Raw genomic sequence first — 14,310 nt, 5'->3', positions numbered from 1 at the left:
GAGGCATCATGGCTGCTGGAGAAATCTCTACTCCGCAAGAATACATAGGTCACCACCTGAATAACCTTCAGCTGGACCTGCGTACTTTCGAGTTGGTGAATCCGCACGACGCTCCTGCGACGTTCTGGGTATTAAATATCGATTCCATGTTTTTCTCTGTGGTACTGGGACTGCTTTTCCTGGTGTTGTTCCGTAAAGTGGCAAAAAGCGCCACCAGCGGTGTGCCAGGGAAACTTCAAGCGGCTATCGAACTGGTTGTCGGTTTCGTTGATAACAACGTTCGCGACATGTACCACGGTAAAAGCAAACTTATCGCCCCGCTGGCTCTGACAATTTTTGTCTGGGTCTTCCTGATGAACTTCATGGATCTGCTGCCTATCGATTTGCTGCCGTTTATCGGTGAGCACTATCTTGGCCTGCCAGCGCTGCGCGTTGTGCCGTCTGCAGATGTGAACATCACGCTGTCTATGGCGTTGGGCGTCTTTATTTTGATTCTGTTCTACAGCATCAAAATGAAAGGCATTGGCGGCTTCACCAAAGAACTGACGCTGCAGCCTTTTAATCACCCGATCTTCATCCCAATCAACCTGATTCTTGAAGGTGTTAGCCTGCTGTCTAAACCGGTTTCACTCGGTCTGCGACTGTTCGGCAACATGTATGCGGGTGAACTGATCTTTATCCTGATTGCCGGCTTGCTGCCGTGGTGGTCGCAGTGGGTGTTGAATGTGCCATGGGCCATTTTCCACATCCTGATCATTTCGCTGCAGGCTTTCATTTTCATGGTCCTCACGATCGTCTATCTGTCGATGGCATCTGAAGAACATTGATTTTTTTATCTCAACACTAAGCTTTTAACTGAAACAAACTGGAGACTGTCATGGAAAACCTGAATATGGATCTGCTGTACATGGCTGCCGCTGTGATGATGGGCCTGGCGGCAATCGGTGCTGCGATCGGTATCGGCATCCTCGGAGGCAAATTCCTGGAAGGCGCTGCGCGTCAACCGGATCTGATTCCTCTGCTGCGTACGCAGTTCTTTGTTGTAATGGGTCTGGTGGATGCAATCCCAATGATCGCTGTAGGTCTGGGTCTCTACGTGATGTTTGCGGTCGCCTAAACCTGGTAGCCTTGTTCACTCATGGCACCCGGTGTGATGAGGAACGGATTCTGCCGTTTATCGCTGATAGCGGCAGAGCAAGTTAACTTAATAAGAGGCATTGTGCTGTGAACATTAATGCAACAATCCTCGGCCAGGCCATCGCGTTCATTCTGTTTGTCGCGTTCTGCATGAAGTACGTATGGCCGCCGATCATGGCTGCCATTGAGAAGCGTCAGAAAGAAATTGCTGATGGCCTTGCTTCTGCTGAGCGCGCGAAGAAAGATTTAGATCTCGCGCAGGCCAATGCGACCGACCAGCTGAAAAAAGCGAAAGAAGACGCTCAGGTCATTATCGAGCAGGCGAACAAACGCCGTGCACAGATTCTGGACGAAGCGAAAACCGAAGCTGAGACTGAACGTAACCGCATCGTGGCACAAGCGCAGGCAGAAATCGAAGCCGAGCGTTCACGTGCCCGTGAAGAGCTGCGTAAGCAAGTCGCGTTGCTGGCATTAGCTGGCGCCGAGAAAATCATCGAACGTTCCGTGGATGAAGCTGCTAACAGCGACATCGTTGATAAACTGGTCGCTGAACTGTAAGGAGGGAGGGGCTGATGTCTGATCTGATTACTGTAGCTCGCCCCTACGCCAAAGCAGCTTTTGACTTTGCTGTTGAGCATCAAAGTATCGATCGCTGGCAGACCATGCTGGCGTTTGCCGCTGAAGTGGCTCGCAACGAACAGATGGCAGATCTCCTTTCCGGTGCGCTCGCGCCGGAAGCTTTGTCTGCTTCTTTCAACGCGGTATGTGGCGATCAACTTGATGAACCCGCTCAGAACCTGATTAAGGTAATGGCGGAAAACGGACGTTTGACAGCACTTCCAGCGGTACTGGAACAGTTCATCCAACTGCGTGACGCTTATGAAGCGACCGCCGAAGTGGATGTGATTTCTGCCAGTACCCTGAGTGACAGCCAGCTGAGTAAAATCAGCGCCGCGATGGAAAAACGTCTGTCACGCAAAGTTAAGCTGAATTGCAAAATTGACAAGTCTGTAATGGCAGGTGTGGTTATCCGTGCGGGTGACCTGGTCATTGATGGTAGCGTACGCGGCCGTCTTGATCGTCTGGCAGACGTCTTGCAGTCTTAAGGGGACTGGAGCATATGCAACTGAATTCCACCGAAATCAGCGAACTGATCAAGCAGCGCATTGCTCAGTTCAATGTGGTGAGCGAAGCTCACAACGAAGGTACTATTGTTTCTGTAAGTGACGGTATCATCCGCGTACACGGCCTGGCCGATGTGATGCAGGGTGAGATGATTGCCCTGCCGGGCAACCGTTACGCTATCGCACTGAACCTCGAGCGTGACTCGGTTGGTGCAGTAGTGATGGGCCCGTACGCTGACCTCGCCGAAGGCATGAAGGTTAAATGTACTGGCCGTATTCTTGAAGTTCCAGTTGGCCGTGGCCTGCTGGGCCGTGTGGTGAACACCCTGGGTGCACCGATCGACGGTAAAGGCGCAATCGACAACGACGGCTTCTCGCCGGTTGAAGTGATTGCACCGGGCGTTATCGACCGTCAGTCAGTAGACCAGCCTGTTCAGACCGGTTACAAATCTGTCGATGCGATGATTCCAATCGGCCGTGGCCAGCGTGAGCTGATCATCGGTGACCGTCAGACCGGTAAAACCGCAATGGCAATCGACGCCATCATCAACCAGCGCGATTCAGGCATCAAGTGTGTCTACGTTGCGATTGGCCAGAAAGCGTCAACCATTTCTAACGTGGTACGTAAGCTGGAAGAACACGGCGCGTTGGCTAACACCATCGTCGTTGTGGCTTCTGCTTCTGAATCCGCTGCACTGCAATACCTGGCGCCATACGCCGGTTGCGCAATGGGTGAGTACTTCCGTGACCGCGGTGAAGATGCCCTGATCGTATACGATGACCTGTCTAAGCAGGCTGTTGCTTACCGTCAGATTTCACTGCTGCTGCGCCGTCCACCAGGTCGTGAAGCATTCCCAGGCGACGTGTTCTATCTCCACTCTCGTCTGCTGGAGCGTGCATCACGCGTTAGCGCTGACTACGTTGAGCGTTTCACTAACGGTGCTGTGAAAGGCCAGACCGGTTCTCTGACCGCACTGCCAATCATCGAAACTCAGGCGGGTGACGTTTCTGCGTTCGTTCCGACCAACGTAATCTCGATTACTGATGGTCAGATCTTCCTGGAATCAAACCTGTTCAACTCCGGTATTCGTCCAGCCGTTAACCCGGGTATCTCTGTATCCCGTGTTGGTGGTGCTGCACAGACCAAGATCATCAAGAAACTGTCCGGTGGTATCCGTACCGCGCTGGCACAGTATCGTGAACTGGCTGCGTTCTCTCAGTTCGCATCTGATCTGGATGATGCAACCCGTAAACAGCTGAGCCACGGTCAGAAAGTGACCGAGCTGCTGAAACAGAAACAGTATGCGCCGATGTCTGTCGCGCAACAGGGTCTGGTGCTGTTTGCTGCTGAGCGCGGCTTCCTGAACGACGTTGAACTGGCGAAAATCGGTAGCTTCGAAGCCGCCCTGCTGGCGTTCGCGGATCGCGACCACGCTGAGCTGATGGCTGAAATCAACCAAGCGGGCAACTTTAACAACGACATCGAAGCGAAGCTGAAAGGCCTCCTCGAAACGTTTAAAGCAACCCAGTCCTGGTAATGTCTGGCGGCTTGTCTGAAAAGGCAGGCCGCAAGGCTTTGAGGAGAAGCTAATGGCCGGTGCAAAAGAAATACGTACCAAGATTGGAAGCGTAAAAAACACGCAGAAGATCACCAAAGCGATGGAAATGGTCGCCGCCTCCAAAATGCGTAAAACGCAGGAACGCATGGCGGCCAGCCGTCCGTATGCAGATACCATGCGCAAAGTGATTGGTCACCTTGCTCTCGGTAATCTGGAATACAAGCACCCTTACCTGGATGAGCGTGACGTTAAGCGCGTCGGCTACCTGGTCGTTTCGACTGACCGCGGGCTTTGTGGTGGTTTGAACATTAACCTGTTCAAAAAATTGCTGGCAGATATGAAGGGCTGGGCTGATAAAGGTGTGCAGAGCGATCTGGCCATTATCGGTTCTAAAGGCAATTCATTCTTCGGCTCTGTAGGTGGCAACATCGTGGCACAGGTCACTGGTATGGGCGACAAGCCTGCACTGTCTGATCTTATCGGCCCGGTAAAAGTGATGTTGCAGGCCTATGATGAAGGTCGCATCGACAAGCTGTATATCGTCGGCAACAAGTTTAATAACACCATGTCTCAGACTCCGACCATTACCCAACTGCTGCCGTTACCGCCAGCGGAAGGTGAAGAAGAGATGAAGGCGAAGACCTGGGATTACCTGTACGAACCCGATCCGAAAGCGCTGCTGGATACCCTGCTGCGCCGTTATGTCGAATCGCAGGTTTATCAGGGTGTGGTGGAAAACCTGGCCAGTGAGCAGGCTGCACGTATGGTGGCAATGAAAGCTGCAACCGATAACGGCGGAAACCTGATCAAAGAGCTGCAGTTGGTTTACAACAAAGCTCGTCAGGCCAGCATCACCCAGGAACTTACCGAGATCGTCTCGGGAGCCTCCGCGGTTTAACCAGGCATATATCCTGTCGCGCGAGCGCGGCCGGATATTCTCGTATTAGGTAGAGGATTCAAGATGGCAGCTGGAAAGATTGTCCAGATTATCGGCGCCGTAGTTGACGTCGAATTCCCTCAGGACGCGGTACCGCAGGTATATAGCGCGCTTGAGGTTCAAAATGGTGACGCTCGTCTGGTGCTGGAAGTTCAGCAGCAGCTGGGTGGTGGCGTGGTTCGTACCATCGCCATGGGTACTTCTGACGGCCTGAAGCGCGGTCTGCAAGTTACCGACCTCAAAAAACCGATCCAGGTACCGGTTGGTAAAGCAACCCTCGGCCGTATCATGAACGTATTGGGCGAACCCATCGACATGAAAGGCGACCTGCAGAATGATGACGGCACCACCGTAGAGGTTTCCTCTATTCACCGTGCTGCGCCTTCTTATGAAGATCAGTCTAACTCGCAAGAGCTGCTGGAAACCGGCATCAAGGTTATCGACCTGATGTGTCCGTTCGCTAAGGGCGGTAAAGTCGGTCTGTTCGGTGGTGCGGGTGTAGGTAAAACCGTAAACATGATGGAGCTGATCCGTAACATCGCGGCTGAGCACTCAGGTTACTCGGTATTTGCTGGTGTGGGTGAGCGTACTCGTGAGGGTAACGACTTCTACCACGAAATGACTGACTCCAACGTTATCGATAAAGTAGCGCTGGTGTATGGCCAGATGAACGAGCCGCCGGGTAACCGTCTGCGCGTAGCACTGACCGGTCTGACCATGGCGGAGAAATTCCGTGATGAAGGCCGTGACGTTCTGCTGTTCATCGACAACATCTACCGTTACACCCTGGCCGGTACTGAAGTATCAGCACTGCTGGGTCGTATGCCATCTGCGGTAGGCTACCAGCCAACGCTGGCAGAAGAGATGGGTGTGTTGCAGGAGCGTATTACCTCCACTAAGACCGGTTCAATCACCTCTGTACAGGCCGTTTACGTTCCTGCGGATGACTTGACTGACCCGTCACCAGCAACCACCTTTGCTCACTTAGACTCAACCGTTACGCTGAGCCGTCAGATCGCCTCTCTGGGTATCTACCCAGCCGTTGACCCGCTGGATTCTACCAGCCGTCAGCTGGATCCACTGATCGTGGGTCAGGAGCACTACGACGTTGCGCGTGGCGTGCAGTCTCTGCTGCAGCGTTACCAGGAACTGAAAGACATCATCGCCATCCTCGGTATGGACGAGCTGTCTGAAGAAGACAAACTGTTGGTGGCACGTGCGCGTAAGATTCAGCGCTTCCTGTCTCAGCCGTTCTTCGTTGCTGAAGTCTTCACCGGTTCTCCAGGTAAGTACGTGACCCTGAAAGACACTATTCGTGGCTTCAAAGGCATCATGGAAGGCGAATTCGACCACCTGCCAGAGCAGGCGTTCTACATGGTCGGCGCTATCGAAGAAGCTGTAGAAAAAGCGAAGAAACTGTAATAACGGTTTCCCAGGAGGAATAGTATGGCTATGACTTATCATCTGGACGTTGTCAGCGCGGAGCAGCAAATGTTCTCCGGTCTGGTTGAGCGTATCCAGGTGTCAGGTAGCGAAGGTGAGCTGGGTATTTACCCTGGCCACGCCCCGCTGCTGACAGCCATCAAGCCTGGTATGATTCGCATCGTGAAGCAGCACGGCGAAGAGGAGTATATCTACCTCTCTGGCGGCGTGCTGGAAGTACAGCCGGGCAGCACGACCGTTCTGGCCGACACCGCGATTCGCGGTGAAGACCTCGACGAAGCGCGCGCGCTGGAAGCGAAACGTAAAGCAGAAGAGCACATGAACAGCAGCCACGGTGACGTGGACTATGCTCAGGCCTCTGCGGAACTGGCGAAAGCTATCGCGAAACTGCGTGTAATCGAGCTGACCAAGAAAGCGATGTAATCAGGCTTTATGCGTCACGAAATGCCAGCCCATAGGGTTGGCATTTTTTTTGTCTGCGATAAATCCCCCCGCTTTGGGTGAGTGCGATGTTATCGTGCTCAGCCGACCGATTGCATCGTGTGATGCCCTGGCCGGAACTGGTTTTATCCCCGATCATCCTTTCATCTTTATCCGCTAATTTCGCCCCGAGAAAAATGTAGTAATCTCAGGGGTAAACCTTACACTTTCGAAAGTTAAATTGAGTCTGGATAGTTATGTCTACAAGCGCGATGAGTGTGGTGATCCTGGCCGCTGGCAAAGGCACCCGAATGTATTCCGATCTGCCGAAAGTTCTGCATACCCTGGCAGGCAAACCAATGGTTCAGCATGTGATCGATGCCGCGACCGGCCTCGGTGCCCAGCAGGTGCATCTGGTCTATGGCCACGGCGGTGATCTGCTTAAAGAAAAGCTGGCACATAACACCCTTAACTGGGTATTGCAGGCTGAACAGCTGGGTACCGGCCATGCGATGCAGCAGGCGGCACCTTTCTTTGCTGATGACGAAGATATTTTGATGCTGTACGGCGACGTACCGCTGATCTCCCAACCGACATTGCAACGCCTGCGTGATGCCAAACCTGAAGGCGGCATCGGTTTGCTGACGGTGGTGTTGGATAATCCGACCGGTTATGGCCGCATTGTGCGTGAAAATGGCACGGTGACAGGCATTGTTGAGCAGAAAGATGCCTCAGCCGAACAGCTGAAAATCCCTGAGATTAACACCGGCATTCTGATTGCTAACAGCGGGGACCTAAAACGCTGGCTAGCACAGCTGAATAACAACAATGCGCAGGGTGAATTCTATATCACTGACATCATTGCCATGGCGCATCATGAAGGCCGCGTGATCAATGCGGTGCACCCTGCTCGTATCAGTGAAACCGATGGCGTGAACAATCGTCTGCAGCTGGCCACGCTTGAGCGCGCATATCAGAGCGAGCGAGCAGAACAACTGCTGCTGGCGGGCGTCATGCTGCGCGATCCTGCTCGTTTCGACCTGCGCGGAACGCTGGAACATGGACGTGACGTCGAAATCGATACCAACGTTATCATCGAAGGCACGGTGACATTGGGCAACCGCGTCAGGATAGGCGCTGGGTGCATCATCAAAAACAGCGTGATTGGCGATGATTGCGAAATCAGCCCTTATTCAGTCATCGAAGATGCCACCTTAGCTGCTGCTTGCACTGTTGGCCCGTTCGCGCGTCTGCGCCCTGGCAGCGAGTTGGCAGAAGAGGCGCACGTTGGCAATTTCGTTGAGATGAAAAAAGCCACCTTGGGCAAAGGCTCTAAAGCTGGCCATCTCTCTTATCTCGGTGACGCCGAAATTGGCGCGGGTGTGAATATCGGTGCAGGCACCATTACCTGTAACTACGATGGCGCGAATAAATCGAAGACCATTATCGGCGACAACGTGTTTGTCGGCTCCGATACCCAGCTGGTGGCTCCGGTCACCGTCGCGGCTGGCGCGACCATCGCAGCAGGTACTACGGTAATGAAAGATGTCACTGCAGCCGATTTGGTCTACAACCGTAAAGAACAGAATCAGAAGTCTGGCTGGCAGCGTCCGGTTAAGAAAAAATAAATTTTAAGGGTCGGCAAAGATCGGCCCGTGAAAAAAAACTACCCGAAATCATTCGAGTTTCAGAAAGGTGGCAAGCGCGAATCCTCAGGAGCTGACTGAAGTCAGTGATTGAGGTGAATGCGCCTGGCCAACGCGCCTGAAATTTGAATTATGAAAGGTAGATCCCCCACTCTCTACAAGGCTCGGGGAAATCAGGTCAGAAGACAACGCAATGGCCGAAAGCCATGAAGTCAGGAAACTATTATGTGTGGAATTGTTGGTGCAGTAGCGCAGCGTGATATCGCAGAAATTCTGCTGGAAGGTCTGCGTCGTCTTGAGTATCGCGGTTATGACTCTGCGGGTCTGGCCGTTGTCGATCGCCAGGGGCATATGACGCGTCTGCGTCGTCTTGGCAAAGTGGCTAATCTGGCCGAAGCCGCAGAGCAGCAACCGCTGATTGGTGGTACAGGTATTGCTCATACGCGTTGGGCAACCCACGGTGAGCCATCAGAAGCCAATGCGCATCCGCATGTCTCTGAGCACATTATCATTGTGCATAACGGTATCATTGAGAACCATGAGCCATTGCGTGCGCAGATGATCGAACGCGGTTACCAATTTGCCTCCGAAACCGACACCGAAGTGGTGGCGCATCTGGTGCACTGGGAGCAGAAGCAGGGCGGCACATTGCGCGAAGTGGTACTGCGCGTGATCCCGCAACTGCGCGGTGCTTATGGCATGGTGATCATGGACAGCCGCGATCCCTCCGTGCTGGTGGCTGCGCGTTCCGGTAGCCCGCTGGTAATTGGCCGTGGCGTGGGTGAAAACTTCATTGCTTCTGACCAACTGGCGCTGCTGCCGGTGACCCGCCGCTTTATGTACCTGGAAGAGGGCGATATCGCTGAAATTACGCGCCGTGAAGTCACCATCATCGATCGTGATGGCAAGCCAGCCAAACGCGCGGAAATCGAATCCACCGCGCAGTACGATGCCGGTGATAAAGGTGCCTATCGTCACTACATGCAGAAAGAGATCTACGAGCAGCCGAACGCGATTAAAAACACCATTACCGGTCGTTTTAATCATGGGCAAATCGATCTCAGCGAACTGGGTGCCAATGCCGAAGCCTTGCTGAGCAAGGTTGAGCATATCCAGATTATCGCCTGCGGTACCTCGTATAACTCCGGGATGGTGTCACGCTACTGGTTTGAGTCGCTGGCCAACATTCCTTGCGATGTGGAAATCGCCTCCGAATTCCGCTATCGCAAATCCGCTGTGCGTAAAAACAGCCTGCTAATCACCCTGTCGCAATCGGGTGAAACCGCCGATACGCTGGCCGCACTGCGTCTGTCAAAAGAACTGGGTTATCTCGGATCGCTGGCCATTTGTAACGTTGCCGGCTCTTCGCTGGTGCGTGAATCCGATCTGGCGCTGATGACCAAAGCCGGCACCGAAATTGGTGTGGCCTCGACCAAAGCCTTCACCACGCAATTGGCGGTGTTGCTGATGCTGGTGGCGAAACTGGGTCGTCTGCACGGTATGAAGCCGGAAACCGAGCACGAGATCGTGCATGCGCTGCAGGCCTTACCGAGCCGTATTGAGCAGATGCTGGCACAAGACAAAGTGATTGAAAGCCTGGCCGAAGGTTTCTCGGACAAGCATCATGCGTTGTTCCTCGGTCGTGGCGATCAGTATCCGATCGCGATGGAAGGCGCGCTGAAGCTGAAAGAGATCTCCTACATTCACGCAGAAGCCTACGCCGCCGGAGAGCTGAAGCACGGCCCGCTGGCGCTGATTGATGCCGATATGCCAGTGATTGTCGTTGCGCCGAATAACGAGCTGCTGGAGAAACTGAAATCGAACATTGAAGAGGTGCGCGCGCGCGGCGGTCTGCTGTATGTGTTTGCCGATCAGGATGCGGGTTTCAGCGACAGCGAGGGCATGAAAATCATCTCACTGCCACACGTTGAAGAGGTGATTGCACCGATCTTCTACACCGTGCCGTTGCAGCTGCTTTCGTATCATGTTGCGCTGATTAAAGGCACCGACGTTGACCAGCCACGTAACCTGGCAAAATCGGTTACCGTTGAATAATCTATAAAAAGGGCGGGCCTGCAAGGGGCCCGCTTGTATTTTAATCGGTGTCATATAACTGTCATATTTCGTACATTTCACTGTCATCAAACTGTCCTATTTTCCCTCCAGCAGCAATCACTGACTCCTACTAAAAAGGCATTGAGCCTGATTTTTTTTAAATCCCCTGGAGGGAACATGACACTGATGCGTACATCCGTAGCCCGAATCCTCGCCGCCACCTTCGCAGTAAGCGCGGTATCTGCTTTTGCAGCCACCGACCTGACTGGCGCTGGCGGTACATTCCCGGCACCGGTTTATGCCAAGTGGGCAGCAGAATACCAGCAAGCCACCGGTAGCAAAATCAACTATCAGGGTATTGGTTCTTCAGGCGGCGTTAAGCAGATCATCGCTAAAACCGTTGATTTCGGTGCGTCTGATGCGCCGATGGCTGATGCCGATTTGGAAAAAAATGGTCTGTTCCAGTTCCCTACCGTTATCGGTGGCGTGGTACTGGCCGTTAACATCCCAGGCGTGAAATCAGGTGAACTGACGCTGGACGGCAAAACCGTTGGCGATATCTACCTGGGCAACATCAAAAAGTGGAACGACCCGGCGATCACTAAGCTGAACCCAGGCGTGAAACTGCCAGACACCAACATCAACGTGGTTCGCCGCGCAGATGGTTCAGGTACCTCTTTCGTGTTTACCAGCTACCTGTCTAAAGTCAACGCAGACTGGAACAGCAAAATTGGTAAAGGTAACACCGTTAACTGGCCAACCGGTCTGGGCGGTAAAGGTAACGACGGCGTAGCTGCATTCGTACAGCGTCTGCCGGGTTCAATCGGCTACGTAGAATATGCGTACGCTAAGCAGAACAACCTGACCTACACCAAACTGGTTGATGCTGACGGTAAATCTGTTGCACCAAGCGAAGCCAGCTTTGCTAACGCAGCCAAAGGCGCAAACTGGAGCGAGTCTTTCGCTCAAGACCTGACCTTCCAGAAAGGCAACGATGCATGGCCGATCACCTCAACCACTTTCATCCTGATCTACAAAGACCAGGCGAATGCTGAGAAAGGTGCTGAAGTGCTGAAGTTCTTCGACTGGGCTTACAAAGGCGGCAGCAAAACTGCAACCTCACTGGATTACGCCGCGCTGCCAGAAAGCGTTGCTAACCAGATTCGTACTGCCTGGAAAGCGAACATCAAAGACAGCTCAGGCAAAGCGATTTACAAGTAAGTGAATGACCCGGTCAGTCTCCCCTGACTGACCAACCCGATGGGCGGCATGGTATGCCGCCCTGAACTTCCTCTGAGAACCGAGAAACTTATGGCTGCCACTAAGCCGACGTTCAAAGCCCCAGGTAAACAAGGTGACATGATTTTCGGCGCGCTGGTGAAACTTTCCGCGCTTATCGTGTTGTTGTTGATGGGTGGCATTATCGTCTCCCTGATTTTCTCCTCCTGGCCAAGCATCCAAAAATTTGGTTTTTCCTTCTTATGGACCAAAACCTGGGATGCGCCAAACGAACAATTTGGTGCGCTGGTACCGATTTACGGCACCCTCGTCACCTCCATCATTGCCTTGATCATCGCTGTGCCGGTGAGCTTTGGCATTGCGCTGTTCCTGACGGAACTGGCGCCAAACTGGTTGCGTCGCCCGCTGGGTACCGCGATTGAGCTGCTGGCCGCGATCCCGAGTATCGTTTACGGCATGTGGGGCCTATTCATCTTCGCCCCGCTGTTCGCTGAGTACTTCCAGACGCCGGTCGGCAACGTGATGTCGAACATTCCGATTGTGGGCACCCTGTTCTCAGGCCCGGCATTCGGTATCGGTATTCTGGCGGCAGGTGTCATTCTCGCCATCATGATCATCCCGTACATTGCTTCGGTGATGCGTGATGTGTTTGAGCAGACGCCAGTAATGATGAAAGAGTCCGCTTACGGCATTGGTTGCACCACGTGGGAAGTGATCTGGCGCATCGTGCTGCCGTTCACCAAAAACGGCGTAATCGGTGGCGTGATGCTCGGTCTGGGTCGTGCTTTGGGTGAAACCATGGCGGTGACCTTTATCATCGGTAACACCTACCAGCTCGACAGCGCCTCGCTGTTTATGCCGGGCAACAGCATCACCTCTGCGCTGGCGAATGAATTCGCTGAAGCCGAGTCGGGTGTGCACGTGGCCGCGCTGATGGAACTGGGTCTGATCCTGTTCGTGATTACTTTTATCGTGCTGGCGATCTCTAAACTGATGATCCTGCGTCTGGCGAAGAGTGAAGGAGCCCGTTCATGACAGCTATTGAAATGCAGGCTCGCGCTGAGCTGGAAGCGTCTCGCCGCAAAATGCAGACGTGGCGCAGTACCAAAAACAAAATCGCTCTGACCTTGTCGATGCTGACCATGGCCTTTGGCCTGTTCTGGCTGGTGTGGATTCTGTTCACTACCGTCACCAAAGGCATCGATGGCCTGAGCTGGTCACTGTTCACCGAATCAACCCCGCCACCGAACACCGCAGGCGGTGGTTTAGCCAACGCCCTGGCGGGCAGTGGATTACTGATTCTGTGGTCAACGGTGATCGGTACGCCGCTGGGCATCATGGCCGGTATTTATCTTGCCGAATATGGCCGTAAACACTGGCTGGCGGAAGTGATTCGCTTCATCAATGACATCCTGTTGTCAGCACCGTCGATTGTGGTGGGCCTGTTTGTCTACACCATCGTGGTGGCACAGATGCAGCACTTCTCTGGCTGGGCGGGTGTGGTGGCGCTGGCGCTGTTGCAGATTCCTATCGTGATTCGTACCTCGGAAAACATGCTGCGACTGGTACCAGACAGCATGCGTGAAGCGGCTTATGCACTGGGTACGCCGAAATGGAAGATGATTTCTGCCATCACGTTGAAAGCCTCGGTATCCGGGATTATCACCGGTGTGCTGCTGGCCGTGGCACGCATCGCGGGCGAAACCGCACCGCTGCTGTTTACTGCGCTGTCGAACCAGTTCTGGAGCACCGACATGATGCAGCCGATCGCCAACCTGCCGGTGACGATTTTCAAATTCGCCATGAGCCCGTTTGCCGAGTGGCAAAGCCTGGCATGGGCGGGTGTGTTGATCATTACCCTGTGCGTGCTGCTGCTGAACATTGTCGCGCGAGTGGTTTTCGCCAAGGGCAAACATTAATTTCCCGGCGCGGCTTCGGCGGCGCTGCACATGAGAGATGAGCAATGAGTATGGCAACGACTTCTGCCGGTAAAATTCAGGTTCGCAATCTGAACTTCTATTACGGAAAGTTTCACGCTCTGAAGAACATTAACCTGGATATCGCGAAGAACCAGGTCACCGCCTTCATCGGACCATCAGGCTGTGGTAAATCCACCCTGCTGCGCACCTTCAACAAAATGTACTCGCTCTACCCTGAGCAGCGTGCTGAAGGTGACATTCTGCTGGATGGCGACAATATTCTGGCTTCCCATCAGGATATCGCCCTGCTGCGCGCACGCGTGGGCATGGTGTTCCAGAAGCCAACGCCGTTCCCGATGTCGATTTATGACAACATCGCGTTTGGCGTACGTCTGTTTGAAAAGCTGTCACGTGCCGATATGGACGAGCGTGTGCAGTGGGCGCTGACCAAAGCAGCGCTGTGGAATGAAACCAAAGACAAGCTGCATCAGAGCGGTTACAGTCTCTCCGGCGGTCAGCAGCAGCGTCTGTGCATCGCACGCGGCATCGCGATTCGCCCGGAAGTGCTGTTGCTGGATGAGCCATGCTCAGCCCTCGACCCGATCTCTACCGGTCGTATTGAAGAGCTGATCACCGAGCTGAAGCAGGATTACACCGTGGTGATCGTGACGCACAACATGCAGCAGGCCGCGCGTTGTTCTGACCATACCGCTTTCATGTATCTGGGCGAGCTGATCGAATTCAGCGATACCGATACACTGTTTACCAAGCCCGCGCAGAAGCAGACCGAAGATTACATCACCGGTCGTTACGGCTGATTCAGGAGACGCA

14 protein-coding genes are annotated in these 14,310 nt (G+C 53.7%); all 14 read left to right on the top strand.

Annotated features, from left to right (window positions below):
• Window positions 1-8: 8 nt before the first annotated feature.
• The 14 genes from atpB (at window position 9) to pstB (ending at window position 14,297) form a co-directional block, all read left to right on the top strand.
• Window positions 9-827: a F0F1 ATP synthase subunit A gene (atpB, locus tag VI01_RS10670; RefSeq protein WP_034830046.1), complete on the top strand. Its 819-nt coding sequence runs from the start codon at window positions 9-11 to the stop codon at window positions 825-827.
• 50 nt (window positions 828-877) lie between these two features.
• Window positions 878-1,117 (top strand): F0F1 ATP synthase subunit C, encoded by a 240-nt coding sequence (gene atpE / locus VI01_RS10665; protein ID WP_003849523.1) that lies wholly within the window; start codon window positions 878-880, stop codon window positions 1,115-1,117.
• Between the two features lie 107 nt (window positions 1,118-1,224).
• Entirely contained in the window at window positions 1,225-1,695 is a 471-nt protein-coding gene (gene atpF / locus VI01_RS10660; protein ID WP_034830044.1) for a F0F1 ATP synthase subunit B, read from the top strand.
• 14 nt (window positions 1,696-1,709) lie between these two features.
• Window positions 1,710-2,243 carry a F0F1 ATP synthase subunit delta gene (atpH, locus tag VI01_RS10655; protein ID WP_045815090.1) on the top strand — a complete coding sequence of 178 codons (534 nt, stop codon included), beginning with the start codon at window positions 1,710-1,712 and terminating at the stop codon, window positions 2,241-2,243.
• 14 nt (window positions 2,244-2,257) lie between these two features.
• Window positions 2,258-3,799, top strand: coding sequence for a F0F1 ATP synthase subunit alpha (gene atpA, locus VI01_RS10650; protein WP_034830041.1), 1,542 nt, complete (start codon window positions 2,258-2,260; stop codon window positions 3,797-3,799).
• A gap of 52 nt (window positions 3,800-3,851) precedes the next feature.
• Window positions 3,852-4,718 (top strand): F0F1 ATP synthase subunit gamma, encoded by an 867-nt coding sequence (gene atpG, locus VI01_RS10645; RefSeq protein ID WP_045815089.1) that lies wholly within the window; start codon window positions 3,852-3,854, stop codon window positions 4,716-4,718.
• A 63-nt stretch (window positions 4,719-4,781) separates the two neighbouring features.
• Window positions 4,782-6,179 carry a F0F1 ATP synthase subunit beta gene (atpD, locus tag VI01_RS10640; protein WP_034830039.1) on the top strand — a complete coding sequence of 466 codons (1,398 nt, stop codon included), beginning with the start codon at window positions 4,782-4,784 and terminating at the stop codon, window positions 6,177-6,179.
• A 24-nt stretch (window positions 6,180-6,203) separates the two neighbouring features.
• Window positions 6,204-6,623 carry a F0F1 ATP synthase subunit epsilon gene (locus tag VI01_RS10635; RefSeq protein WP_034830038.1) on the top strand — a complete coding sequence of 140 codons (420 nt, stop codon included), beginning with the start codon at window positions 6,204-6,206 and terminating at the stop codon, window positions 6,621-6,623.
• 254 nt (window positions 6,624-6,877) lie between these two features.
• On the top strand, window positions 6,878-8,248 hold the full coding sequence (gene glmU, locus VI01_RS10630; protein ID WP_045815088.1) for a bifunctional UDP-N-acetylglucosamine diphosphorylase/glucosamine-1-phosphate N-acetyltransferase GlmU: 1,371 nt from the start codon (window positions 6,878-6,880) through the stop codon (window positions 8,246-8,248).
• Window positions 8,249-8,491: 243 nt separating this feature from the next.
• Window positions 8,492-10,321, top strand: a complete 1,830-nt coding sequence (gene glmS, locus VI01_RS10625) for a glutamine--fructose-6-phosphate transaminase (isomerizing) (protein ID WP_045815087.1) — start codon at window positions 8,492-8,494, stop codon at window positions 10,319-10,321.
• Window positions 10,322-10,498: 177 nt separating this feature from the next.
• Window positions 10,499-11,542 (top strand): phosphate ABC transporter substrate-binding protein PstS, encoded by a 1,044-nt coding sequence (gene pstS / locus VI01_RS10620; RefSeq protein WP_045815086.1) that lies wholly within the window; start codon window positions 10,499-10,501, stop codon window positions 11,540-11,542.
• Between the two features lie 90 nt (window positions 11,543-11,632).
• Window positions 11,633-12,595 carry a phosphate ABC transporter permease PstC gene (pstC, locus tag VI01_RS10615; protein ID WP_038643966.1) on the top strand — a complete coding sequence of 321 codons (963 nt, stop codon included), beginning with the start codon at window positions 11,633-11,635 and terminating at the stop codon, window positions 12,593-12,595.
• A complete protein-coding gene (pstA, locus tag VI01_RS10610) occupies window positions 12,592-13,479 on the top strand; it encodes a phosphate ABC transporter permease PstA (protein WP_045815085.1) in 888 nt (295 codons plus the stop codon). Before pstC ends, pstA begins: the two co-directional genes overlap by 4 nt.
• 44 nt (window positions 13,480-13,523) lie before the next feature.
• Window positions 13,524-14,297 carry a phosphate ABC transporter ATP-binding protein PstB gene (pstB, locus tag VI01_RS10605; protein WP_034830029.1) on the top strand — a complete coding sequence of 258 codons (774 nt, stop codon included), beginning with the start codon at window positions 13,524-13,526 and terminating at the stop codon, window positions 14,295-14,297.
• The last annotated feature ends 13 nt before the right edge of the window (window positions 14,298-14,310 follow it).

This window comes from Pantoea sp. SM3 (assembly GCF_000963995.1).
GTDB lineage: Bacteria > Pseudomonadota > Gammaproteobacteria > Enterobacterales > Enterobacteriaceae > Pantoea > Pantoea rwandensis_B.
The sequence above is the reverse complement of the archived record's forward strand: the minus strand, read 5'-3'. Positions and strand labels throughout refer to the sequence as shown.

Bases quoted from the DNA above. Each gene is read 5' to 3' on its own strand.
- atpB (WP_034830046.1), top strand. From the start codon at position 9: ATGGCTGCTGGAGAAATCTCTACTCCGCAAGAATACATAGGTCACCAC.
- atpE (WP_003849523.1), top strand. From the start codon at position 878: ATGGAAAACCTGAATATGGATCTGCTGTACATGGCTGCCGCTGTGATG.
- atpH (WP_045815090.1), top strand. From the start codon at position 1,710: ATGTCTGATCTGATTACTGTAGCTCGCCCCTACGCCAAAGCAGCTTTT.
- atpA (WP_034830041.1), top strand. From the start codon at position 2,258: ATGCAACTGAATTCCACCGAAATCAGCGAACTGATCAAGCAGCGCATT.
- atpG (WP_045815089.1), top strand. From the start codon at position 3,852: ATGGCCGGTGCAAAAGAAATACGTACCAAGATTGGAAGCGTAAAAAAC.
- atpD (WP_034830039.1), top strand. From the start codon at position 4,782: ATGGCAGCTGGAAAGATTGTCCAGATTATCGGCGCCGTAGTTGACGTC.
- VI01_RS10635 (WP_034830038.1), top strand. From the start codon at position 6,204: ATGGCTATGACTTATCATCTGGACGTTGTCAGCGCGGAGCAGCAAATG.
- glmU (WP_045815088.1), top strand. From the start codon at position 6,878: ATGTCTACAAGCGCGATGAGTGTGGTGATCCTGGCCGCTGGCAAAGGC.
- glmS (WP_045815087.1), top strand. From the start codon at position 8,492: ATGTGTGGAATTGTTGGTGCAGTAGCGCAGCGTGATATCGCAGAAATT.
- pstS (WP_045815086.1), top strand. From the start codon at position 10,499: ATGACACTGATGCGTACATCCGTAGCCCGAATCCTCGCCGCCACCTTC.
- pstC (WP_038643966.1), top strand. From the start codon at position 11,633: ATGGCTGCCACTAAGCCGACGTTCAAAGCCCCAGGTAAACAAGGTGAC.
- pstA (WP_045815085.1), top strand. From the start codon at position 12,592: ATGACAGCTATTGAAATGCAGGCTCGCGCTGAGCTGGAAGCGTCTCGC.
- pstB (WP_034830029.1), top strand. From the start codon at position 13,524: ATGAGTATGGCAACGACTTCTGCCGGTAAAATTCAGGTTCGCAATCTG.